At 45.0% G+C, this 20,922-nt stretch carries 15 protein-coding genes and 1 pseudogene; 9 read left to right on the top strand and 7 right to left on the bottom strand.

Annotated elements, in window-relative coordinates:
• Positions 1 to 42: 42 nt before the first annotated feature.
• The 4 genes from PWYN_RS03290 to PWYN_RS03275 form a co-directional block, all read right to left on the bottom strand.
• Positions 43 to 2,361 carry a glycoside hydrolase family 65 protein gene (locus PWYN_RS03290; RefSeq protein WP_036648521.1) on the bottom strand — a complete coding sequence of 773 codons (2,319 nt, stop codon included), beginning with the start codon at positions 2,359 to 2,361 and terminating at the stop codon, positions 43 to 45.
• Between the two features lie 308 nt (positions 2,362 to 2,669).
• Positions 2,670 to 3,332 carry a beta-phosphoglucomutase gene (pgmB, locus tag PWYN_RS03285; protein ID WP_036648518.1) on the bottom strand — a complete coding sequence of 221 codons (663 nt, stop codon included), beginning with the start codon at positions 3,330 to 3,332 and terminating at the stop codon, positions 2,670 to 2,672.
• Positions 3,333 to 3,443: 111 nt separating this feature from the next.
• A complete protein-coding gene (locus PWYN_RS03280; RefSeq protein WP_036648516.1) occupies positions 3,444 to 4,481 on the bottom strand; it encodes a LacI family DNA-binding transcriptional regulator in 1,038 nt (345 codons plus the stop codon).
• Positions 4,482 to 4,717: 236 nt separating this feature from the next.
• Positions 4,718 to 6,463 carry an alpha-glycosidase gene (locus PWYN_RS03275; protein ID WP_036648514.1) on the bottom strand — a complete coding sequence of 582 codons (1,746 nt, stop codon included), beginning with the start codon at positions 6,461 to 6,463 and terminating at the stop codon, positions 4,718 to 4,720.
• 625 nt (positions 6,464 to 7,088) lie between these two features.
• Here PWYN_RS03275 and PWYN_RS03265 point away from each other — a divergent pair.
• The 4 genes from PWYN_RS03265 (at position 7,089) to PWYN_RS03250 (ending at position 12,834) form a co-directional block, all read left to right on the top strand.
• Positions 7,089 to 8,411: a sugar ABC transporter substrate-binding protein gene (locus PWYN_RS03265; protein WP_036648506.1), complete on the top strand. Its 1,323-nt coding sequence runs from the start codon at positions 7,089 to 7,091 to the stop codon at positions 8,409 to 8,411.
• A gap of 112 nt (positions 8,412 to 8,523) precedes the next feature.
• Positions 8,524 to 9,837, top strand: a complete 1,314-nt coding sequence (locus PWYN_RS03260; protein ID WP_036648503.1) for a sugar ABC transporter permease — start codon at positions 8,524 to 8,526, stop codon at positions 9,835 to 9,837.
• Positions 9,834 to 10,679, top strand: coding sequence for a sugar ABC transporter permease (locus PWYN_RS03255; RefSeq protein WP_036648500.1), 846 nt, complete (start codon positions 9,834 to 9,836; stop codon positions 10,677 to 10,679). Before PWYN_RS03260 ends, PWYN_RS03255 begins: the two co-directional genes overlap by 4 nt.
• A gap of 97 nt (positions 10,680 to 10,776) precedes the next feature.
• Positions 10,777 to 12,834, top strand: coding sequence for a methyl-accepting chemotaxis protein (locus PWYN_RS03250; RefSeq protein ID WP_036648498.1), 2,058 nt, complete (start codon positions 10,777 to 10,779; stop codon positions 12,832 to 12,834).
• A gap of 131 nt (positions 12,835 to 12,965) precedes the next feature.
• On the opposite strand, the pseudogene PWYN_RS30565 reads toward PWYN_RS03250, so the two are convergent.
• Positions 12,966 to 14,305, bottom strand: a pseudogene (locus PWYN_RS30565) (transposase).
• Positions 14,306 to 14,430: 125 nt separating this feature from the next.
• On the opposite strand from PWYN_RS30565, the gene PWYN_RS03235 reads away from it, so the two are divergent.
• The 3 genes from PWYN_RS03235 to melA all read left to right on the top strand — a co-directional run bounded on the left by PWYN_RS03235 (position 14,431) and on the right by melA (position 17,422).
• On the top strand, positions 14,431 to 14,664 hold the full coding sequence (locus PWYN_RS03235; RefSeq protein WP_036648496.1) for a hypothetical protein: 234 nt from the start codon (positions 14,431 to 14,433) through the stop codon (positions 14,662 to 14,664).
• A gap of 214 nt (positions 14,665 to 14,878) precedes the next feature.
• Complete coding sequence (locus PWYN_RS03230) at positions 14,879 to 15,817, top strand: AraC family transcriptional regulator (protein ID WP_036648493.1); 939 nt, start codon at positions 14,879 to 14,881, stop codon at positions 15,815 to 15,817.
• Between the two features lie 99 nt (positions 15,818 to 15,916).
• Complete coding sequence (gene melA / locus PWYN_RS03225) at positions 15,917 to 17,422, top strand: alpha-glucosidase/alpha-galactosidase (protein ID WP_036648491.1); 1,506 nt, start codon at positions 15,917 to 15,919, stop codon at positions 17,420 to 17,422.
• A gap of 89 nt (positions 17,423 to 17,511) precedes the next feature.
• Here the strand turns inward: melA and yhbH are convergent, their stop codons facing one another.
• Entirely contained in the window at positions 17,512 to 18,675 is a 1,164-nt protein-coding gene (gene yhbH, locus PWYN_RS03220; protein ID WP_036648489.1) for a sporulation protein YhbH, read from the bottom strand.
• Between the two features lie 219 nt (positions 18,676 to 18,894).
• Here yhbH and PWYN_RS03215 point away from each other — a divergent pair, with 219 nt between their 5' ends.
• Complete coding sequence (locus PWYN_RS03215; RefSeq protein ID WP_036648486.1) at positions 18,895 to 19,806, top strand: hypothetical protein; 912 nt, start codon at positions 18,895 to 18,897, stop codon at positions 19,804 to 19,806.
• A gap of 70 nt (positions 19,807 to 19,876) precedes the next feature.
• Here PWYN_RS03215 and PWYN_RS03210 read toward each other — a convergent pair whose 3' ends face one another.
• A complete protein-coding gene (locus PWYN_RS03210) occupies positions 19,877 to 20,329 on the bottom strand; it encodes a hypothetical protein (RefSeq protein WP_052087719.1) in 453 nt (150 codons plus the stop codon).
• A gap of 160 nt (positions 20,330 to 20,489) precedes the next feature.
• On the opposite strand from PWYN_RS03210, the gene PWYN_RS03205 reads away from it, so the two are divergent.
• A complete protein-coding gene (locus PWYN_RS03205) occupies positions 20,490 to 20,873 on the top strand; it encodes a DUF423 domain-containing protein (protein WP_036648483.1) in 384 nt (127 codons plus the stop codon).
• Positions 20,874 to 20,922: the final 49 nt, after the last annotated feature.

The following is a 20,922-nucleotide window of genomic DNA, read 5'->3' as shown; positions in this document are numbered from 1 at the left end:
AGAAACCCGAAAGCCTAAGCTCCGGGTCTTATGGTCAGAAAGTTACGCTGTAACGGAGGTTCCCGGGGCAGTAACACTGCTCAGGCCGTTTACTGTAAATTCCTTGTCGTAGATCGTGATGTAAACCGGTACTTCAGTTTCATTCGAAACCGTGACATTGAGGTCGGTAACACTTACTTTAAGTCGTGTGCCGCGGAACATGATTTTGAAGGAATATGATTTCCAGTGGCCTGGATTCGAAGGCTTCAATGTTAATCTGCCGTCATGGACGCGAAGTCCGCCGAAGCCGTGTACGATAGACATCCAAGTACCGGCCATACTAGTAGAATGACAGCCGTCCTCAGTATCATTGTTGTAATTATCGAGATCCAGTCTGGAAGTGCGGAGATACATTTCATAAGCCTTCTCTTTGTAACCGAGTTCGCAGGCAAGAATCGCATGGATACAAGGGGAGAGGGAGGATTCATGAACGGTTATCGGCTCATAGAAATCGAAATTCCGTTTTTTGGTCTCCAGATCATAACGATCACCCAGGAAGTATAAACCTTGCAGGACATCCGCTTGTTTAATGAAGCATGAGCGCAAGATTCGATCCCAGGACCATTTTTGATTCAGAGGCAAATTCTCTGGGTTCAGATCTTTTACTTGGATGATTTCTTTGTCCAGAAAACCATCCTGCTGCAAGAAGATACCTTGTTCTTCATCCGCAGGATAATACATTTTAGCAATGATATCATTCCATTTAGAGGTTTCAGTTTCCTGAAGCTCCAGCTTTTCTAACAGCTCAGCATACCGTGTGCTTTCATTTTCTTGCAGATAAGCGAGAGCTTCCAAAGTATATTCCATCGTCCAAGAAGCCATCCGGTTCGTGTACCAGTTGTTGTTGACATTATTCTCATATTCGTTCGGTCCGGTAACACCAAGCATTACATATTTGTCTTTATGAGGGACATAGTGAACACGTTCTTCCCAGAAGCGGGAGATTTCCACAAGTACTTCAAGACCATATTGTCCAAGATAGGCTTTGTCGCCGGTGTAATTCACATAGTTGAAAATGGCGTGAGCGATCGCACCGTTCCGGTGAATCTCCTCGAATGTAATTTCCCACTCATTATGGCATTCTTCACCATTCATCGTTACCATTGGGTACAAGGCGCCTTTAGTGAAGCCGAGCTTGCGGGCATTTTCTTTTGCTTTTTCAAGATGCTTGTATCGGTAAATCAACAGGTTTCGTGCAATAGAGGAGTCAGCCGTACTAAGATAGAAAGGCACACAATAGGCTTCTGTATCCCAATAGGTGCTGCCGCCGTATTTTTCACCCGTAAAGCCCTTCGGTCCGATGTTCAGACGGTCGTCTTCACCGTTGTAAGTCTGATTCAGTTGGAAAATATTAAAGCGAATAGCCTGCTGAGCAGAGGCATCACCTTCGATGATAATGTCGCTTTCCTTCCACTTATCTCTCCATGCTTCATTTTGTTCCTTCAAAAGAGTGGAGAATCCCGCTTCTTTTGCTTGTTGAAGTGTAGTTTTGGCAGCTTCAACGAGTTGGCCGAGACCATGATTTCTGGAGGTAACGTTTGAGGCATATTTATAAATAACTATCTGATCGCCTTCCTGTACGGATAGGTTGATTTTGTTCGCTACATATTTTTCTAGCTCAATAACTTCCACTTCTGTGTTAAGCTTCTCACCGTTCACCAGTATGTCAAAAGCCATGGCTGAAGTAACATGAAAGTCGAGCTTTTTCGTCTTTAAAGTGAGAAATCCGCCGTCAGCCTCGCCTTTCTTCTCAACCTCATTCCAGAACTTTTCATCATAGTTGGCATCCTTATTCTTAATATCCCCGTCCAGATAAGGAGTAATAGTAATATTACCGGAAAAATTCACGGGAATAACAGAGTAACGGATAGCTCCGATCTCACGGCGAACCAAGCTGACAAACCGGATGCTCTCCACTCTGACGATCTTACCGTCCTCAAGGGTAGCTGTGAAGCAGCGGGAGAGAGTCCCCTCTTTCATATTCAGTTGCCGGCGGAACTCAGAAACTGTGCTCGTAGCCAAATCCAGCTGTACACCGTCAATTTCTATGTTAATACCAATCCAGTTGGTGCTGTTAAGTACTTTGGCAAAATACTCCGGGTAGCCGTTCTTCCACCAGCCTACACGGGTTTTATCAGGGTAATATACCCCGGCCATATAACTGCCTTGAAGACTGCGACCGCTATATTGCTCCTCGAAGTTGGCTCGGCCGCCCATATAACCGTTCCCGATACTAAACACGCTTTCGGAAATCTCATGAGTCTGAGAATCAAAGGATTCCTCAATAATGGACCATTCATCGATCGTTAAGTATTGTTTCACGTTAATCGCTCCTTTAATAAGTAGGGGTTTATATTGAATAAAAATATGTGAATTAGACCTGGTGATGGAGCGTAACTGCGTGGAATGTTTGGACCTCCGATCGCTGTTATAATCAGATTTCTCTATTTTATCCGTATTTTACGGATGAAATCTGATTATAAAGGCGAACGCTAACGCTTCTCCAGTTCCAAAATTCCTCTCCGTGACTTCTCACCAGAAAATCTAATGGCTATATTTAGTTCACTCTAATTGGAGAGAAGAGAATAGAAAACACACACACGTTCACTCCACTCGGACTTTAATGTTCGTCAAACGCTTGCAAATGATTCTCTTAAGCGTGCAACATTCATTTGCTGCAAAGAGGGGATCACTACATTCGCTGCCGCAAGTGTCTCCGGTGAGCCGATACCAACGCTGACCATACCGGCACGGATAGCCGCTTCTATGCCTGCTTCAGCATCCTCGAATACAACACAATGTTCAGGAGCTGTCTCCAGGGCTTTAGCGCCGAGCAGGAATACTTCGGGATCCGGTTTGGCGACTGATGTATGAGTTCCATCAATGATGGCATCGAAGTAAGAGGTGAGACCGGTATTATTTAGAATCATCATAGCATTTTTACTGGCGGAGCCCAGTGCCACTTTAATTCCGTGTGCACGGCAATCTTTCAGGAAATCTAAAGACCCAGGGAGAATCTCTGAGCTGTCCATAGTGCTGATGTATTCGACATAACGGTTATTTTTCTTCTCGGCCAGTTTTTCCTTTTCTTCCTCGGTAAATGATAAGCCGCCGATTTCAAGCAGAATGTTAAGGGAAGCGACTCTGCTAACACCTTTAAGACGTTCATTATCCTGCTCTGTAAACTGAAATCCAAGATCATTTGCCAGCTCTTTCCAGGCAATATAATGATATTTGGCTGTGTCAACGAGTACACCGTCAAGGTCGAACAAACAAGCTTTTACTTCTTTCATGAATAGAACCTCCTGTAGAATTAACTATTACAAATTAATGATTAGCGCAAACGTTTGTACAACTTTCGAAAAAATAAATGAAGCCTCAATGCTTCATTTATTATGTTGCAATTATTTCTTGATAAGGGAATGCATAGAAGATTCGCGAATAATAAGACGATGCGGAATAACAAATCTATTCGTATATCCAGCACCAATTGCCGCTTTCTGAATGCCTTGAATTAATACTTGGGAAGCCGTGTAGCCCAGGTGATAAATTCCGATATCAATGCTGCTGATCGGTGGATTGGATAACTCAGAGAGAGGGATATTATTGAAGCTGACAATGGCCAAATCTTCCGGAACACTGTACTTCAACTCATTTAACCCGCGCAGTACCCCAAAGGCCACCATATCATCGACTACAACCAGCGCAGTGGGACGATTCGGGAGATTCATGAAAAAAGACATGGCCCGATATCCGCTATCCTGCAGAAATTCACCTTCTACTATCCATTCAGGCCGCATTTCCAGCTCACTATTTTGCATCGCCTTACGGTATCCCTCCAGCCGGTCGCGTGAAACAATCAGGTTCTGCGGACCGCTGACAAAGCCGATGCGTTCGTGTCCCATAGAGATCAGGTGATTCGTAGCGTCATACGCTGCCATCACATTATCATTATCGACAGATAGTATGTTCTCATAACGGTCACTTCGTCCTACGAGAACGAATGGGTAGTCGTTGTTCTCCAGAAAATCAATTACAGCATCGTCTTTTCGCGAATACAGCAGAATAACGCCGTCGACGCGGCGCCCTTTCAGGAGACGTGAGGCAGCCTCCAGCTCTTCCTTTTCATTCGCACCGGAGCTGATAAGCACATCATAGCCGGAACGGCTGGCTTGTGTGACAATACCGCGTATTAATTCCATGAAAAACAAATTAGAGAACAGCTCTTCAGCTGGTTTCGGAAGAATGATACAGATACTGTTCGTAGTCTTCGAGACCAGGCTTTTAGCCATCATGTTGGGGTGATAGCCCATTTCCTCCATAATAACCTTAACCTTGCGGGAAGTTTCTAGGCTGATTCTGGGATGGCCCGACAATACCCGGGACACCGTTGAAGGTGATACTCCGGCTCTCTTGGCCACATCCTTGATGGTAACTGTCATAGAAACCTCCTTATGGAACCGTTTGCTTTACACAGTAATATTAATCGAAGTAAAGTTAATTGTAAATACATAAAATCCCTCGGGATTACAACGAGAAACGCAGTTTACCAACGATACGAATGCTTTTTTTGAATGTTGAGACTCATTTAGTATGTCCAAAAGCCATCTCCAAAAACAGACGGGATGATGGCTTTTGAAGGGTAAAATATGAACGCTAACGAAAATTACTACTATTATTAATAGACAGCCTTTAGAACCGCATAACCGAAGGCAGGAAGCTTCATAGATAGAATGCCGCGTTCAGCCCGGAGAGGGGCGTCCGTAAGGACATTTTCCCATTGCCGTTCCTCTACAGCCAATTGGAAGTATTGGGCCGTTTCTTCTGTATTGACCAGTACGATCAGAATATCGTCACCCAATCGGCGCTCATAAGCCAGTTTGGTTCCCTGGCGGCTTGCTTCAAGGAAGGTCAAAGTTCCAGTTCGTAGTGCGGGATGACTAGCTCGGATATGAATTAATCTACGGTAAAATTCAAACAAATCGAGATCCTGCTTGTCTTTGTCCCACTCCATGCATTTACGGCAATCTGGATCTCCACCGCCGTCCATTCCTACTTCATCACCGTAATAGATGCAAGGCGTACCCATGAAAGTAAATTGGAACAACGATGCCAGTTTTTGTTTTTTCTTATCCCCTTTAGCAAGCGTAAGAAGGCGCGGGGTATCGTGGCTGTCGAGCAGGTTGAACGCAACTTCACTTGCCTGCAGCGGATAACGGGATAACTGTTTTCCGATGGAATTAGCAAATCCCTCAGCGTCCAAATTACCGAAAACAAAGAAATCAATCACAGCACTGGTGAATGGGTAATTCATTACGGCATCGAATTTGTCACCCTCCAGCCACGGTGCGGACTCATGCCATATTTCCCCTAGAATATAGGCATCTGGATTCGCGCGTTTTACAACTTTGCGGAATTCCCGCCAGAACTCATGACTCACTTCATTGGCTACATCCAACCGCCAGCCGTCGATTCCAACTTCCTTAATCCAGTATTCGGCAACCTCCAGCAAATACTGCTTAACCTCAGGATTTTCCGTATTGAGCTTTGGCATTAACGGTTCAAAGGCAAAGGTATCATAGGACGGAATATCTTGGTCAAATGCCAGCGGAAATTGATTGATATGGAACCAGTCCTTGTAGGGAGAGGCCTCTCCTTTTTCCTGCACATCTATAAATGGGGCGAAGGTTTTGCCTGCATGATTAAATACAGCGTCTAACAACACGCGAATACCGCGTTCATGACAGACGTCAACCAACTTTTTTAGCGTTTTGGCATCACCAAATTGCGGATCAATACGCATATAGTCTTCCGTATCGTACTTATGGTTGGTTGTTGCAGCAAAGACGGGAGTGAAGTAAATAGCATTGATACCCAGTTCACTCAAATGGTCCAGATGATCAATAACGCCTTGCAGATCTCCACCAAAAAAACTGTCGCGCTCCGGTTTGCCCCCCCACGGCTGTACGTTCTCCGGGTCTAAGCTGGGATCACCGTTCGCGAATCGTTCAGGGAAGATCTGATAGAAGACGGCATCCTTAACCCATGCAGGGGGAGTAAAGATGTCGCTGCGATTTATGTAAGGGAACTCGAACAGCTTTTCCGGATTTTCCGGACGCTTGGTTTGAAAATCGCTTTCGGTCATCCAGATCCGTTCAGAACCTTTTTGCAGTAAAAATCCGTATTTAAGACGGCGGTGTGGAGGAACGGTCTCGCATTCCCAATAATCGAACATTTCATCTGAGGTGAAAAGACTCATCGGGATCAGTTCCTTGGTAGTATCCCAGGCATATTTATCTCCAGTCCAAGCATATACCTCTGTTAAGTCCCCTTTTTTAGCGCGTAGACGTAGGTGAATGGTGTTCTCATTATAAGCATAAGACCAATTTAACCGCGGACGATGATATACAGCTTCCAGTAACATAGTTGTTTCCTCCCAAAAGTGGTGAGCTAAGGCTCCCTGAAATAAAAAACAGGCACATCAAAGCAAAGTAGCTTGCCGAGGATGTACCTGTCATAAGTAACATTGCCTTTTAATTTTACAGATACCGGAACGATAGATGACCGGTTTCTGGATCGATTTGGATTATAGCACGAAAAAAAAAAGGGTTCAATCTATTTTGTACAAACCATTGCACAATTATTCACATAAATTTGAGGATATTTAAATTTATTAACGGGTAAATATCCCAGGTTTATGCTTTGATAAGAAGCTAAAAGTGGGATGTATACCCAAAATTATAGCTGAATATTTTGAAAAAAGCATTCAAATCAGAGTTATCTTGCAAAAGAGGGAGTAAAGTGGATGTTATTCAGCCTAAATGCGTGAAAATGCCCAAATTCACTATGTGCAAACGTTTTTACAAACAAACATTACTGTTGTATGATGGACTCATGAATGAAGCGCTTTCTAAACTTGTTATAGCAAATACAGGTGGGATAAACGTTGAAATCAACCTTTTTTTCACTCCTACTGAAATCGTTTGCGCAAGTTTATTGAAGCGTGTTGTAAGAATATTTTGCTACATAAAACGGGAGGGGTTAACGTAATGAAGTTAAAAAAACTAATGGTTCTAACAGCGGCTTGCTCAATGGTTCTATCCATTACTGCTTGCGGCAGCAACAACAATGCCAACAATGGGGGAAATGTAGCAGCTACTAATGCACCTGCAGAAAATACAACAGAGAATGCAGGCAACGCTGCAACTACAGAGGAAGTTGTGCCAGAAGAAGGCGCTACACTGACTGTATGGGAAAGTAAAGAAGAGAGACCTTTCGCAGAAGAAATCGCCAAGCAGTTTACAGCAAAATATAACGTTCAAGTTAAAATTGAAGAAGTAGCACCACCCGATCAAGTCACTAAACTTACACAAGATGGTCCATCCGGACTTGCTGCAGACGTTATTCTGATTCCTCACGATAACTTAGGAAAAGCAGCGAGTGCAAGCTTGCTCCTTCCAAATGATATCTTCGGTGAAGAAACCAAAGCCGCTAACACAGAAGCTTCCATTATTGGATCCACTTTTGACGGCGAATTGTATGGTTACCCTAGAGCGGCAGAAACCTATGCTTTGTTCTACAACAAATCATTAGTTAAAGAAGCTCCGAAGTCGTTCGACGACGTTCTTGCCTTCAGCAAAACGTTCACTGATAAATCTAAGAACAGATACGGAATTATGTGGGAAGTGGGTAACCTTTACTTCAACTACATGTTCATCTCTTCTAACGGCGGATATCTCTTCGGAGAAAACGGCACTAACAAAGACGATATCGGTCTTAACAATGAAGGTGCTATTACGGGCCTAAAGGCATTTGTAAAAATGAAAGAAGCATTGCCAATCAAGAGCGGTGATATTAATGCCGATATCAAACGCAGCTTGTTCAATACAGGTGATGTTGCGATGGATATTACAGGTCCTTGGGAGCTTGCCGGTTACAAAACAGCACTTGGAGAGAACCTTGGAATCGCACCAATCCCAACTATTGAAGGTAAAACAGCAATCACTTTCTCGGGTATCAAGATCTTTGCTGTTAATGCATACTCGCAATATCCTAATGCTGCTAAATTGTATGCCAGCTTCGCTTCCAACAAAGAAGCTCAACTTCTATTGAACAAAACGATCGGATCTGTGCCTACCAACAACGAGGCTCTGGTTGATCCGCAAATCGCTGATGACCCTTACGTATCCGCATTTGCAGAGCAAGCTAAGAACTCTCAGCCTATGCCTTCGATTCCTGAAATGGGCAACGTATGGAGCCCTGTGAACGCAGCTCTTCCTGAAATTTGGGATAAAGACATTGATCCTAAAGTTGCCATGGACAAAGCCGTTCAACAAATTAAAGATTTGAATAACGGAACTTCAGCTGAATAACATCATTAGTTCATAATCAAATTAACAGCCTATAGTGGAATCAACTTGCCCGCCGCACAAGTTAGCGGCGGGCAAGTTACTGATTCTGCGCGGAGAGGAGAACGGAAGGGAAATGCAGCGACACCGAACGAGAGCCGCAATACTGTCGACCTTATTCATGGGATTGGGACAAATATATAACCGCCAATTCATCAAAGGGATAATCTTTTTAGCTGTAGAAGCTTTCAGTGTGTATTATTTTATCGGCAATCTTGGCCGGGCAATATGGGGCATTACCTCACTGGGGGATGCAGCCAGTCATTTTGAAAAGGTAAAGGGTATCTCTAAATTAATCCCTGGAGACCACTCTATCTATATCTTGATTCAAAGCTTAATTACTCTGCTGGTCTTAATCGTATTTCTTATCGCCTGGTCTATGAATATTAGAGATGCTTATAAGACTGGGGTGGAACTCGAAGCCGGTCTTCAATCGAATACGTTCAAACAAACGGTTCGGTATATACTGGATTATAAATTTGCCCAATCGTTCCTAATCCTACCGAGTATCGGTATCTTATTCTTTACCGTGATGCCGATTATCTTCATGATTATGTTGGCATTTACCAACTACGCCGCGCCGAATCATTTGCCTCCGGCCAAATTGGTAGACTGGGTTGGGTTTGAAACGTTCCGAAACTTACTTGTTCTCAAGACTTGGAGCCATACATTCTATGGTGTCTTGACTTGGACGATTATCTGGGCTGTACTTTCAACGGTTACTACATATTTTGGCGGTTTACTGGTCGCACTGTTGATCAGCCAACGCGGCATTCGCTTCAAAGGAATGTGGAGAGTGATCCTGATCGTACCTTATGCGGTTCCGCAGCTGATCTCTCTGCTGCTGATGCGCAATTTGTTCAACGGTCAATTTGGTCCTATCAACCAATATCTCGGATATTTCGGGATGGGTGGTTTGCCTTGGCTTACAGATCCTTTCTGGGCTAAAGTTACAGTTATTGTCGTTAATATGTGGGTAGGTATTCCGGTATCCATGCTGCTTATTATGGGTGTGTTAACTACCATACCGCGGGATATGTACGAAGCAGCAGAGGTCGATGGAGCAACTGCATACCAGAAATTCCGTATTGTAACGCTACCAATGATCCTGTTCTCCACTGCCCCTACATTAATTATGCAGTTTGCCGGCAATATCAATAACTTTAATGCGATCTTCCTGCTGACCGGCGGTAACCCGGTTAACGGTAATTATCAGTACGCCGGTTCAACGGACCTGCTGGTGACCTGGTTGTACAAATTAACGCTGGATCAGAACAAGAACAACATGGCTTCCGCTATTGGGATTATTATCTTTCTTATTGTCGCTTCGTTCTCCCTGTATAATTACCGCCGGACCAAATCATTTAAAGAGGAGGACATGATCCAATGAGCGGACGTAAAATTGGTAACTTTGTACGTTTGACGGCCAGTTATATTGTCTTAATTGCGCTTTCTATTGCTGCACTGTATCCGGCCGTATGGATTCTTATGGCGTCTTTCCGGCCCGGTAAATCCTTGTACAGTAAAACATTAATTCCTGAGCAATTCACTTTGGCACATTATACAGAACTGTTTACCTCGCCGGTCTATATGTTCGGAACTTGGTATGCGAATACATTCAAAATCGCCATATCCTCCATGCTGATCGGGGTAGTTCTTACTCTGTTGACCAGTTATGCGGTATCGAGATTCCGCTTCAAAGCACGGAAAACAGCGCTTTCTATCGTATTGATTCTGGGAATGTTCCCTGGCTTTATGAGCATGATCGCCATTTATCTGTTACTCAAGGAGTTCCATCTGTTGGATACTCACATGGCACTGATTCTTGTTTATGCTGCAGGTGCACCGCTTATGGGCACATTTATTGCCAAGGGTTATCTGGATACCATTCCGAGGTCTTTGGATGAGGCGGCCCGCATCGATGGCGCGAGCAATTTTGGGATATTTATGAAAATTATCCTGCCTCTGTCACGTCCGATGATAACTTATATGGCGCTAACGCAATTTGTTGGTCCTTGGGTCGATTTTATTTTTGCCAAGCTTATTCTGCGTACAAAGGAAAATTGGACAGTGGCCGTTGGGATGTGGGATATGGTTAACACCATGCAGAACAGTAACTTTACACTATTTGCAGCTGGTGCTGTAATGATTTCTATTCCAATTATGATTTTGTTCGCCTTCCTGCAGCGTCTACTTGTAGATGGACTAACGGCTGGCGCGAGTAAGGGATAATCGAATTTTTAGGAACATGCTTCTATTAGTTAATCGGGTACAGCCTTGTGCACTATTGAAGGGCTGTACCTTTATTTTGTTATGGGGAGAGAAAGGTATGAGAGGATCGCGCAGTTATTTGCATTTTAGATCGGTTGGTATGAAATTGTTTGTCATTTTATTCTGTACCATTGTGATTCTGTCTTCCGTACTTGGTTTGACCTCGTATTATACAGCTAAAGGGATCATTACAGATGAGGTTGCTGCGGCGTCCTCCCAATCTATCGTTCAGGCAGCGGACAAGCTGGATTTTCTGTTTGCTGAATATGAAGCGCTTTCGAGACAATTTGCTGTAGACTCCGTATTAAAAGCGGATATTGAAATGGTTAATAATTCAGCCGCAGGTACGGTGAAGAAGACTGCAGCAGAAGATCGGATCCGCAGAAAGCTTGATTCTGTTAAAGGCTCAGATGAGCGGCTGTTAGGCATCCGATTAGTATCCAAAAGTTTGGTAGAAGCGGAATCCTATAAATCAGCGGGAACGATCTCTCTTCGTAGTGATGAAGCTATCATGGACAGAATGAAGCAGATTGTAGATGCCAAAGGGAACCCTGTTTGGTTTCCGGTCCGGCCGAAGGGCTTTTTTGATGCCTACAATGAACCTTCTCTAACCATGGGCAGATTACTCCGGAATATCCAGCATCCTGAGGCCGAATATTATATGCTGATAGAAATTAAAGGAAAAGCCCTGACGGATGTATTATCGAATCTGCACATCGGGTTAGGCGGTGAGATTCGTATACTGAACCCCGAAGGAACTATTGTATATGGTGCGGACAATGCGTTGTTAGGCCAGATTTCTTCTATTAAAGTGGATCCAGAGCAGCTTAAGAAGAAGAACCACTCCTTTACAGCACCGGATGATAGGGGAGATGCACAACTAGTGGTCTATCAGTCACTGAAGACCGCCAAATGGACGATGATGGGCTATGCTCCTGTCAATGATTTCACCCACTCCGCAAGCAAGCTATTGTACATAACATTATTAGTTGTGCTGGCAGCAGCATTAATCGCTGCGCTCATAGGTTATTTCCTAATGCGTCTAATTGGAAGACCGCTTGGCAAACTGGCAGGTTTGATGGAAGAAGGACAAAAGGGCAATCTTCAGGTTCGTACCCACTTTAAGAGTCAGGATGAGATTGGAAGACTAGGGATTAGCTTTAACAAAATGATGGAGCAGATCGCTCTTCTGGCTGGGCAAAGCGGAATGTCGGCAAATGAAGTGCTGGCTACATCAGAGCAGCTTGTAGCGGCGTCCAGTACCACATCACTTCACGCGCGAGAAGTAGCAACTGCAACGGGTGATATTGCCCTTGGAGCAACCAGTCTGGCGGAGGAAGCAGAGAAAAGTAATCGGAACGTGGAAACCATGGGGCTTAAAATGAATGACGTGGCTGAGATTAACACGATGATGGATGCTTCCGCAGGCAAGGTTATAGGGGTCAGTAATCAGGGATCTGAACTGATGAAGCAATTGGTGGAGAAGAGTGAATCTTCTGTAGGAATGATGAATTTGATTGTTCAAAATGCAGACAAGCTGAGACAAAGCACACATCTTATTCGCAGTATTCTTACTCCGATGATCGCAGTGAATAAGCAGACGAATATATTGGCGCTTAATGCTTCTATTGAAGCAGTTAGAGCCGGTGTTGCAGGGAGAGGGTTTATCGTAATTGCAGATGAAATTCGTCAACTGGCTAATCAATCCAGTGAATCGATTCACTTAGTCTCTCGAATTACTGATGAGATTGGGCTGGATATTGAGAATACGGTCAAGGTAGTGAATGAAGCAGCACCTCTATTCCAAGAACAGATCACAAGCGTACGGGAATCTTCAAGCATATTTGAAAGTGTGAAACAGGAGATGGAGGATTTTATTGGGCATATAGGCCAATCTTCCTTATCCATTGCCGAGCTGCTACACTTTCAGCGTCAGTTGGGTGAATCCATGGCGAGCGTCAGTGCGGTTGTAGAAGAGACAAGCGCCGCGACACAAGAAGTAGCCTCTATGTCTTCTCAGCAATTCATTGTGAGCGAAGAGTTAGTAGCCCTTTCTGCCAAATTGGAAGGGCTGGCTGAATCTCTTAAGGAGTCTCTGGTTTCTTTTAACGTATAATTAACTATATAAGCTGATCAAAAGAAAATAACAAAAGCGAAAAGGAACGAAAGAAAAATTTGGAACTGTAGGAGCGATGATCCTCTTCATTTTTAAAATCGCAAGAAGTCAACAGAGCAGCGATTCTCCTGTTATTGGAGGATCGCTGCTCTGCGTCTTTGGTCATTTGCAGCTTGCTTCAATAGATTGTGGGCAAGGGAAAGCCACCCGACTACAAGCGTCACTTTTTCCATGCCGCGAAGCAGAAACTGCCGGAATCCCCGGTTGTTCTTTAGTTGTCCAAACACACTTTCTGGTTCTGTCATTCGATGTACGGCCAAAGCGTAGCCTTCCTCGCTTTGCAAGATTGCCCGAGCTTGTTTCTGGTACCGCATTCGTTCCAGACTTACAACCACTTCCCGATTTCCTGTTGCCTTTGTACAGCGTTCCTTCAGCGGGCAACCGTCGCAACTTGAGCTGCGGTAATGACGTTTTCCAATTTCATATCCACTCTCCAAGAGCTCCTTACTTTCCTTGCTTTGCTTTTTTCTTTATGGTAGCTTCCGTATTTCACTACCGCCTGAATCTCTTCCTTTTCCAGGTGTGGCTGTAAACAACGAGTATCGGTAGGTCTTGGGTGTAGGCTGTAGGCCAAAATAAATTGGTTTTCCGTTCCAATCTGGTCTTCCTTCATCCGCATGAAGGTCGCATCCGGGTCGGTCTTGCTGAAGCTATTCCTGTCACCAAGCAGCATTTGGTACTGCTCATACTTCAGTAGCCTAGGTAGCAAATCCTTGCGAATCTTCCGTACGGATTTTTTCAGGGGCTTGTCTTTGGGTGTTTCCAGTAGCTGGGCTTCAAGCTTCTGTGCTGCTTGTTCGAGTTTCTCGCTGTTCCACTCGGAAGACTCCCCGAGTTCAAGGAGGTCGTTTCCGTGGTGCTCGCGTTCTTCTTGGTCTTCTGCCGCTTCAATGCTCACGAACAGGGCGTGTACCTTCTCCTGCAATTACAATTTGTGCTTGTTGACCGCTTTGCCCCACACAAAGGTGTAGCGATTGGCATTTGTCTCGATTTTGGTTCCGTCCACAAAGTAATGCTCCAGCGAAACGTATTTTTCGTCAGACAAAAACTGAAGCACGGCGGTAAATAGCGTTTCAAGGACGTCCTTCATTCGCTGGGAACGGAAACGATTAAGAGTGCGGAATTCGGGTTGCTGCCGTCCGGCCAACCACATAAAGGGAATGTTCTCCCGTACCGCTTTGGCGATTTGGCGAGACGAATAGATTTGCTGGGTGTACGCGTAGATAATAACTTTGGTGAGCATCTTAGGGTGGTAGCTGTCGCGGCCGCCGCCAGGATAGGCAGCGTCAAAGATGGTGTCGTCCAGCCGATTGACGGCTGCGTTCACGACACGAACGAGGTGATTTTCCGGAATGTCTTCTTCCAGATCCATTGGCAAGCAAAGTTGGTCCATGGTATATTGAATGTACAAAGAAATCGCTCCTTTTGAATGGTTGGGTGGTACCTCCATTTTACCAAAAGGGCGATTTCTTTTTGTGGATTTAAAGAAGATTGTAGAAACTTTTTCTGCTCAAAGCAGCGGAGAGGACGGACTGATTGCGGAAAAGCGGTAGCGGTCGCCTTGGTCTCCGGATTTTTACCGCTAAGGGAAATAAAAAAAATCTGGAGAGCACGGCGATTGGAGCAACGGTCCGTTCGCGGAGCGTCCGCACCAAGTGCACAAGTCAATCCGACTCAAAAACAGCGGGGCTGTCCCAAGCAGCCATTTCATGGCTTATGGGACAGCCCCAGCTTCGAAAGCATAAGCTGTATCCGGATTTCAACCGCTAAAAGCGGATTAAAACAAAGAAATATGGAGACAACAGCGGCCGGAAGTCCAAGTCTTCACGGTAGTGACGCCTGAGCCTAAAGTTAATATTTAAGTTCGTCTTATATAGAAAATCTTGTTCCAAAACCAATTGAGAGGTAAACTTGAATTCATTTTAAAATATAAGAAAGTATAAGTTTAAGTATAAGTTTCAGTAAAGTGAAAGGGTGTAATGCATTGTCTGAGCGGAGTGGAAGTCTATTTCAGCAGGCATTAATTAACGGGGACTACAGTCCCCGTTTTTTTGCCTACTACTATAAGCAATGGAATAACTATAAAATGCAGTATCATCACCATAACTCTACAGAAATTATGTATCTTATATCCGGAAGCTGCATAGTGGATGTCAGGCAGGCGAAAGGAAGTGCGGAGAGCTACTCCATGAAGCGCGGAGAGCTCATTATTCTGGATGCCAACGTACCGCACCGGCTCATCGTGGAGGAAGGCACTCCTTGCCGAATGCTGAATGTGGAGTTTGGATTTACGGAGTATAAGGGTGTCGCTCCATCTGTAGGAAGATTGGCTCGCGAGGAGCGGGTGGTTGAAAAGTTACTGGACACGCCTTTCTCAAGTCTGATCTTACCTGACCCGGAGGAAGTGTACCATGTATTGAAAAGTCTTGTATTGGAGCTAGACCAACGCGGAGCGGATGGGGGGAGTATGATTGATTTACTCTTCTGTGAAATGCTGCTGCGAATCGCCCGATTGAAGGAGGAAAAGCTGCGTAGCAGTCAGCAGTCAACCGAGTTCTATGTCCGGCGAAGCATAGAATTCCTGCATCAGAACTATGACCGCAGTATTCAGGTTAAAGATATTGCTTCGGCTGTCAGTCTCCACCCCGGGTATCTGCACCGTATCTTCAAGATACATACAGGTCGAACCATTACGGATTATCTGAACATCCTGCGAATGGAAAAATCAAAAATGCTGCTGGCGAAAAGCGATATCCCTGTTGCGGAAATTGCCGATTATGTAGGGGTAAGCAGCAGGCAGTATTTTCATTTGCTCTTCAAAAAATATACTGGGTTAACGCCAGTAGAATATCGCAACTCGATTGAACGTCACTCGTGGATTTATGAGGATGGTGAATCCGGAAATTTAGGTGAGGATATTTGACACCTAAATGAGAAACAAGTCATGATATTGGTTACGCTTCCCAAAGGTCCCTTGCTACAATGGACAGGAACAACCAATACATGACGGAGGATGATTACCATGTCTTTTAAAGTAACGTTTATCGGTGCGGGAAGCATCGGTTTCACTCGGGGTTTGCTGCGTGATCTATTGACAGTACCGGAATTTAAGGATATTGAAGTATCGTTTATGGATATTAACAAACATAACTTGGAGATGGTGACCGAGCTATGTCAACGGGATATTACCGAGAACGGGTTGAAGATTAACATAAAGGCAACGACTGACCGCAGAGAAGCGCTGCAGGATTCCAAGTACGTATTTTGTACCATTCGTATGGGTGGACTTGAGGCTTTTGCAACGGATGTGGATATTCCCCTTAAATATGGCGTGGACCAATGTGTGGGGGATACTCTGTGCGCAGGAGGCATCATGTACGGGCAGCGTGGGATTGCGGAGATGCTGGACATCTGCCGGGATATTCGAGAGGTGGCTTCACCCGATGTATTGTTGCTTAATTATTCGAACCCGATGGTCATGCTGACTTGGGCTTGTAATAAATATGGCGGTGTACGGACCATTGGGCTCTGTCACGGAGTGCAGCATGGGCATCAACAGATTGCAGATGTGTACGGACTCCAAAAATCAGAGGTGGACATCATCTGTGCCGGAATCAATCACCAGACCTGGTACATTTCCGCAACTCATGAGGGAAAGGATTTAACCGAAGGGTTATTGGAGGCTTTTGAGAAGCACCCGGAATTTAGCCGAACGGAAAAGGTCCGCATTGATATGCTCCGCCGATTTGGTTACTACAGTACGGAATCGAATGGTCACCTGAGCGAGTATGTGCCTTGGTATCGCAAACGTGCGGATGAAATCAAAGATTGGATTGATTTGGGCAGCTGGATCAACGGCGAGACCGGTGGATATTTACGGGTCTGTACCGAAGGCCGTAACTGGTTCGAGACGGATTTCCCGAACTGGATGAAGGATCCTGCATTGGAGTATACAAAGGAGAGTAGAGGGGAAGAACACGGTTCTTTTATTATCGAAGGTCTGGAGACAGGAAGAGTATATCGAGGCCACTTTAATGTAGTGAACAACGGTGTAATATCCAACCTCCCTAATGATGCCATCATTGAAGCCCCGGGTTATGTGGACCGTAACGGTATTTCTATGCCGCATGTGGGCGATTTGCCGCTTGGGCTGGCAGCCGTCTGCAACGTTAGCATTTCAGTACAACGTCTGGCCGTTGAAGCAGCGGTACACGGGGATGATAAGCTGTTGCGTCAGGCGTTCATGATGGACCCTCTTGTGGGTGCAGTCTGTAACCCTAAGGAAATTTGGCAGATGGTGGATGAAATGCTGGTTGCCGGTGAACAATGGCTGCCTCAATATGGCGATGCGATTGCCAAGGCCAAAATCTCGCTGGCATCGGGCAACCTGATTCCAACGGCCTCTAATTATGAAGGCGCCGCCCGCCTGAAGGTCAAGTCTGTGGAAGAAATGCAACAGGACCGTGACGCCGCGAACAAAAATGCCGGAGAATCCGACAAGGGCAAGGACCGCGAGAAGGTTCATTAAGCCTCCATTCAGTTAAAAAGAACTTCCAAAACCGCTTTGAAAGCGGAGCTGGAAGTTCTTTTTTTTAATGCAAATACTTCCCAAAACTATTAACCTTGAGAACTCGCACGCTTGCGGAAAAAAGTCTTTAAAGCCTGATAAACTTCCTTTTTGTCCTTAATGACGTAATGCATGAACTGCTCGTTCTTGAGATGCCGGTAAGCCGACATCAATGTGCTGCTGCGGTTGTACTGATTGACCTCGCCATATCCAAACATATTACTCCGTTTCAACAGTTCCTCGATCAGCTTTACACAACGCTCATTATCTGAGGTGAGATTATCCCCGTCTGAGAAGTGGAAGGGGTAAATGTTATATTTTGCAGGTGGATAACGGCTGTCAATGATCTCAATCGCCTTCTGATACGCTGAAGAGCAGATGGTTCCTCCGCTTTCCCCGCGGGTAAAGAAATCATGTTCACTTACTTCTTTCGCTTCCGTATGGTGGGCCAGAAAAACGATCTCAACCTTCTCATACTGGCGGCGAAGAAAACGGGTCATCCAGAAGAAAAAGCTGCGGGCGCAGTATTTCTCGAAGGTTCCCATACTACCCGAAGTATCCATCATCGCAATAATGACGGCATTAGAGTGGGGAATGGTAATATCATCCCATGTTTTGTAGCGTAAATCGTCTGGACTGATACCGTGTATACCCGGATTTCCGGCACTTGCATTACGTCTTAGATTCTCAAGCAGGGTCCGCTTCTTGTCGATATTGGACATCATCCCTTTTTTGCGGATATCGTTAAAGACAATCGATTTAACCTCGATTTGCTCCTTATCCTTTGGCTTCAAATGGGGAAGCTCCATATCCTCAAACAGAATATCCTCCAAATCTTCCAGATTGACTTCGGCTTCTACGGTATCCTGACCAGGCTGGTCGCCCGCTTTATCGCCTTTACCCGGTCCCGCTGACGAGGGTTCACGACCGAGCACATCACCTACTTGGCTGTCTCCGTCACCTTGACCTACATGCTTTTGCTTACGGTAATTGTAAATGATCCGGTATTCATCCAGACTGCGTATAGGCACTTTAACAATTTGTTTGCCATCGGACATAATAATATTCTCTTCGGTAACAAGATCCGGCAAATTATCTTTTATGGCGTCTCTGACTTTTTGCTGATGACGTTCCTGATCTTGATGGCCTTTCCGGTGCAGGGACCAGTCTTCTTTAGATACTACAAACGTAAAGGGCTGAGGCTGTTGCGGCAAAGGTGACCACCTCCCATGAAATATAAGACACCACGAGCTTTGGCTTGTAACTAAAGTATATTCATGGAGATGGGGGATATGTGATTATTATGGAGCCCCGGGCTACAGATAAGGGATGCGCAGGACATTATTTTTGCAACCTTCGGAGTGGTTTCGCGTTTATAAAGGTAAGCCTATACGGCAAGACACTACAAATTCTTAATTCAGGAGGTAGTCAACTTGAAACACTCACACTCATTGCCTGCTATGGCCGCAGTTGCTGTACTAATGCTGGCATTAACTGCCTGTGGCGGTAACACTCCTGCAGCGGCTCCAGGGGAGAGTAACAACCCCGCTGAAACGGCAACAGCTTCGGCATCACCGTCGCCTGTGCCGACTGAGAGCGTCAGCCCTATAGCGTCTGCAACGCCCGAAAATGAACAACCGCTACTGATAAAGGGAACCGGCATCTACGTCGGACAAATTGATAATCATTCCGTAGAGATTAAGACGGAGGAAGGTTCCACTGCCTTTGAACTGGGAGAAGGTACAGAGACTGCTCCTGAGACTTTGAATATGGATGATCCGGTAGTCTTTGAATTTGTTGAAAAATCGGTACCCGGAGACGATACGCTGAAACAGCGTGTATTGTCTAAGCTTTCTCTTGCGCCTGATGCCTCTACTGGAGGAGTTTTGCCGCAGAGTAAGACTCTGAAGCTGAATTTGGAAGGCAATTCGGAAGAGAAAGAGGCAAAGCTTGCAAAAGGTGAAGGATATTCCTTATATGTATTTGATATCTTTACCTTTGATTCAGGCAGTAATAAATTGGCTATGAAAATTGACAAAAATTATTATGCGGAAATCATAAAGCTGCCTTCTGATTTTAATCTTGATTATTTGTTAATCGAGGGACGGGAGGAGCTTGCTCAGACGGGTAAAGTAAAGAAATTAACAGAGGCTGACAGATCCGTTCAGATCACTAATGCCCGGTTGTATTTGTCAGCCAGCGGTTCCAATCTAACGAGGGAATATATCGTGAAGGAAATCAAAGGACAGGGGTATATTATCAAACTCAACATTCCTCAGGGCGAAGCTTCGGAAGGTTTCTCCCCGCATGTATTTGCCTCTCTGAATTCCATAGTGAGCCAGTAAAAGAAAAAGGGCAGTGTTCCGCGATGTAAAGCTTACATCGCGGAGACCGCCCTTTTTCTTGCTGAAGGTACTATTGTGCCCCGATATTGACCAGTATTGTAGCAATTAATAGCATAAAGACCAGAAGAATGATGCCATTAATGATCGTGCCGATAACCCCAAAGACCTTGCGACGGTTGCGCAGCGAGATCCCTATGATTCCGAGCACTACGCCGATCACATTAAGAGCAGCGAGAGCCAAAACCGCAACTCCCAGGAACATAAAAGCTTGTGAAGAGTCACTGCTCATTTCTCCGAATTCATTCAGGATGGATGTGGCCATGGTAGCGGCTATCATAAAAGAGACTAGATAACCGAGAAGGGAAACAAGACTGATCACGAATGAAGCAATACCGGGTCCGGATTGTTTAAGATGAGGCTTAATTTCGTGAAAATTAGGATCTACGTTCATTTCTTGATCAGGTATTGAATGAACAGTTGATGGAATTGGCGAATCAGACTTCGAAAAAGAGTTATTGTCCATACTAGGCACTCCTTTGGCAGATGAGAATAGCTTGTCTACATTCACTTTTTCACAAGACGGCTGGAAATGCAACCCCCCAGTTAAAAAGGTTATCGGGCAACTGGAAATAAAGCAATCCTATACGTTAGAATAGAGGGAATACTTTAAGGAGTTGTAAATCATGCAGCGTACATTTTTAGCTTGGGGTTCTTTGCTTGCTATGCTTTCAGTGGCGATTGGGGCATTTGGCGCCCATCTGCTAAAACCTATAATTGATGCAGATTCATTAAAGGTTTATGAGACAGGTGTTCAATACCAGATGATGCATGCTCTTGGACTGATTTTAATTGCCCTGCTCATAGGTCAATGGGGGGGAAGTCCAAGATTGCGCTGGGCTGGGATCTTGCTGATTTTCGGAATTGTGCTTTTTTCAGGCAGCTTGTATGTTCTTAGTATATCCGGTATTACCATTTTAGGAGCAATTACACCGATTGGCGGTCTGTGTTTTCTCGCGGGCTGGTTGTGTTTATCACTGGAAGCATTCTCTCGTAAAACAGGAAGCTAGCCGCATAAAAACAAGCACCGTACCTTTTCAATGAAGGCAGGTGCTTGTT

Source organism: Paenibacillus wynnii, from assembly GCF_000757885.1.
Classification (GTDB): domain Bacteria; phylum Bacillota; class Bacilli; order Paenibacillales; family Paenibacillaceae; genus Paenibacillus_AQ; species Paenibacillus_AQ wynnii.
This window is presented reverse-complemented; position numbering and strand designations above follow the sequence as displayed.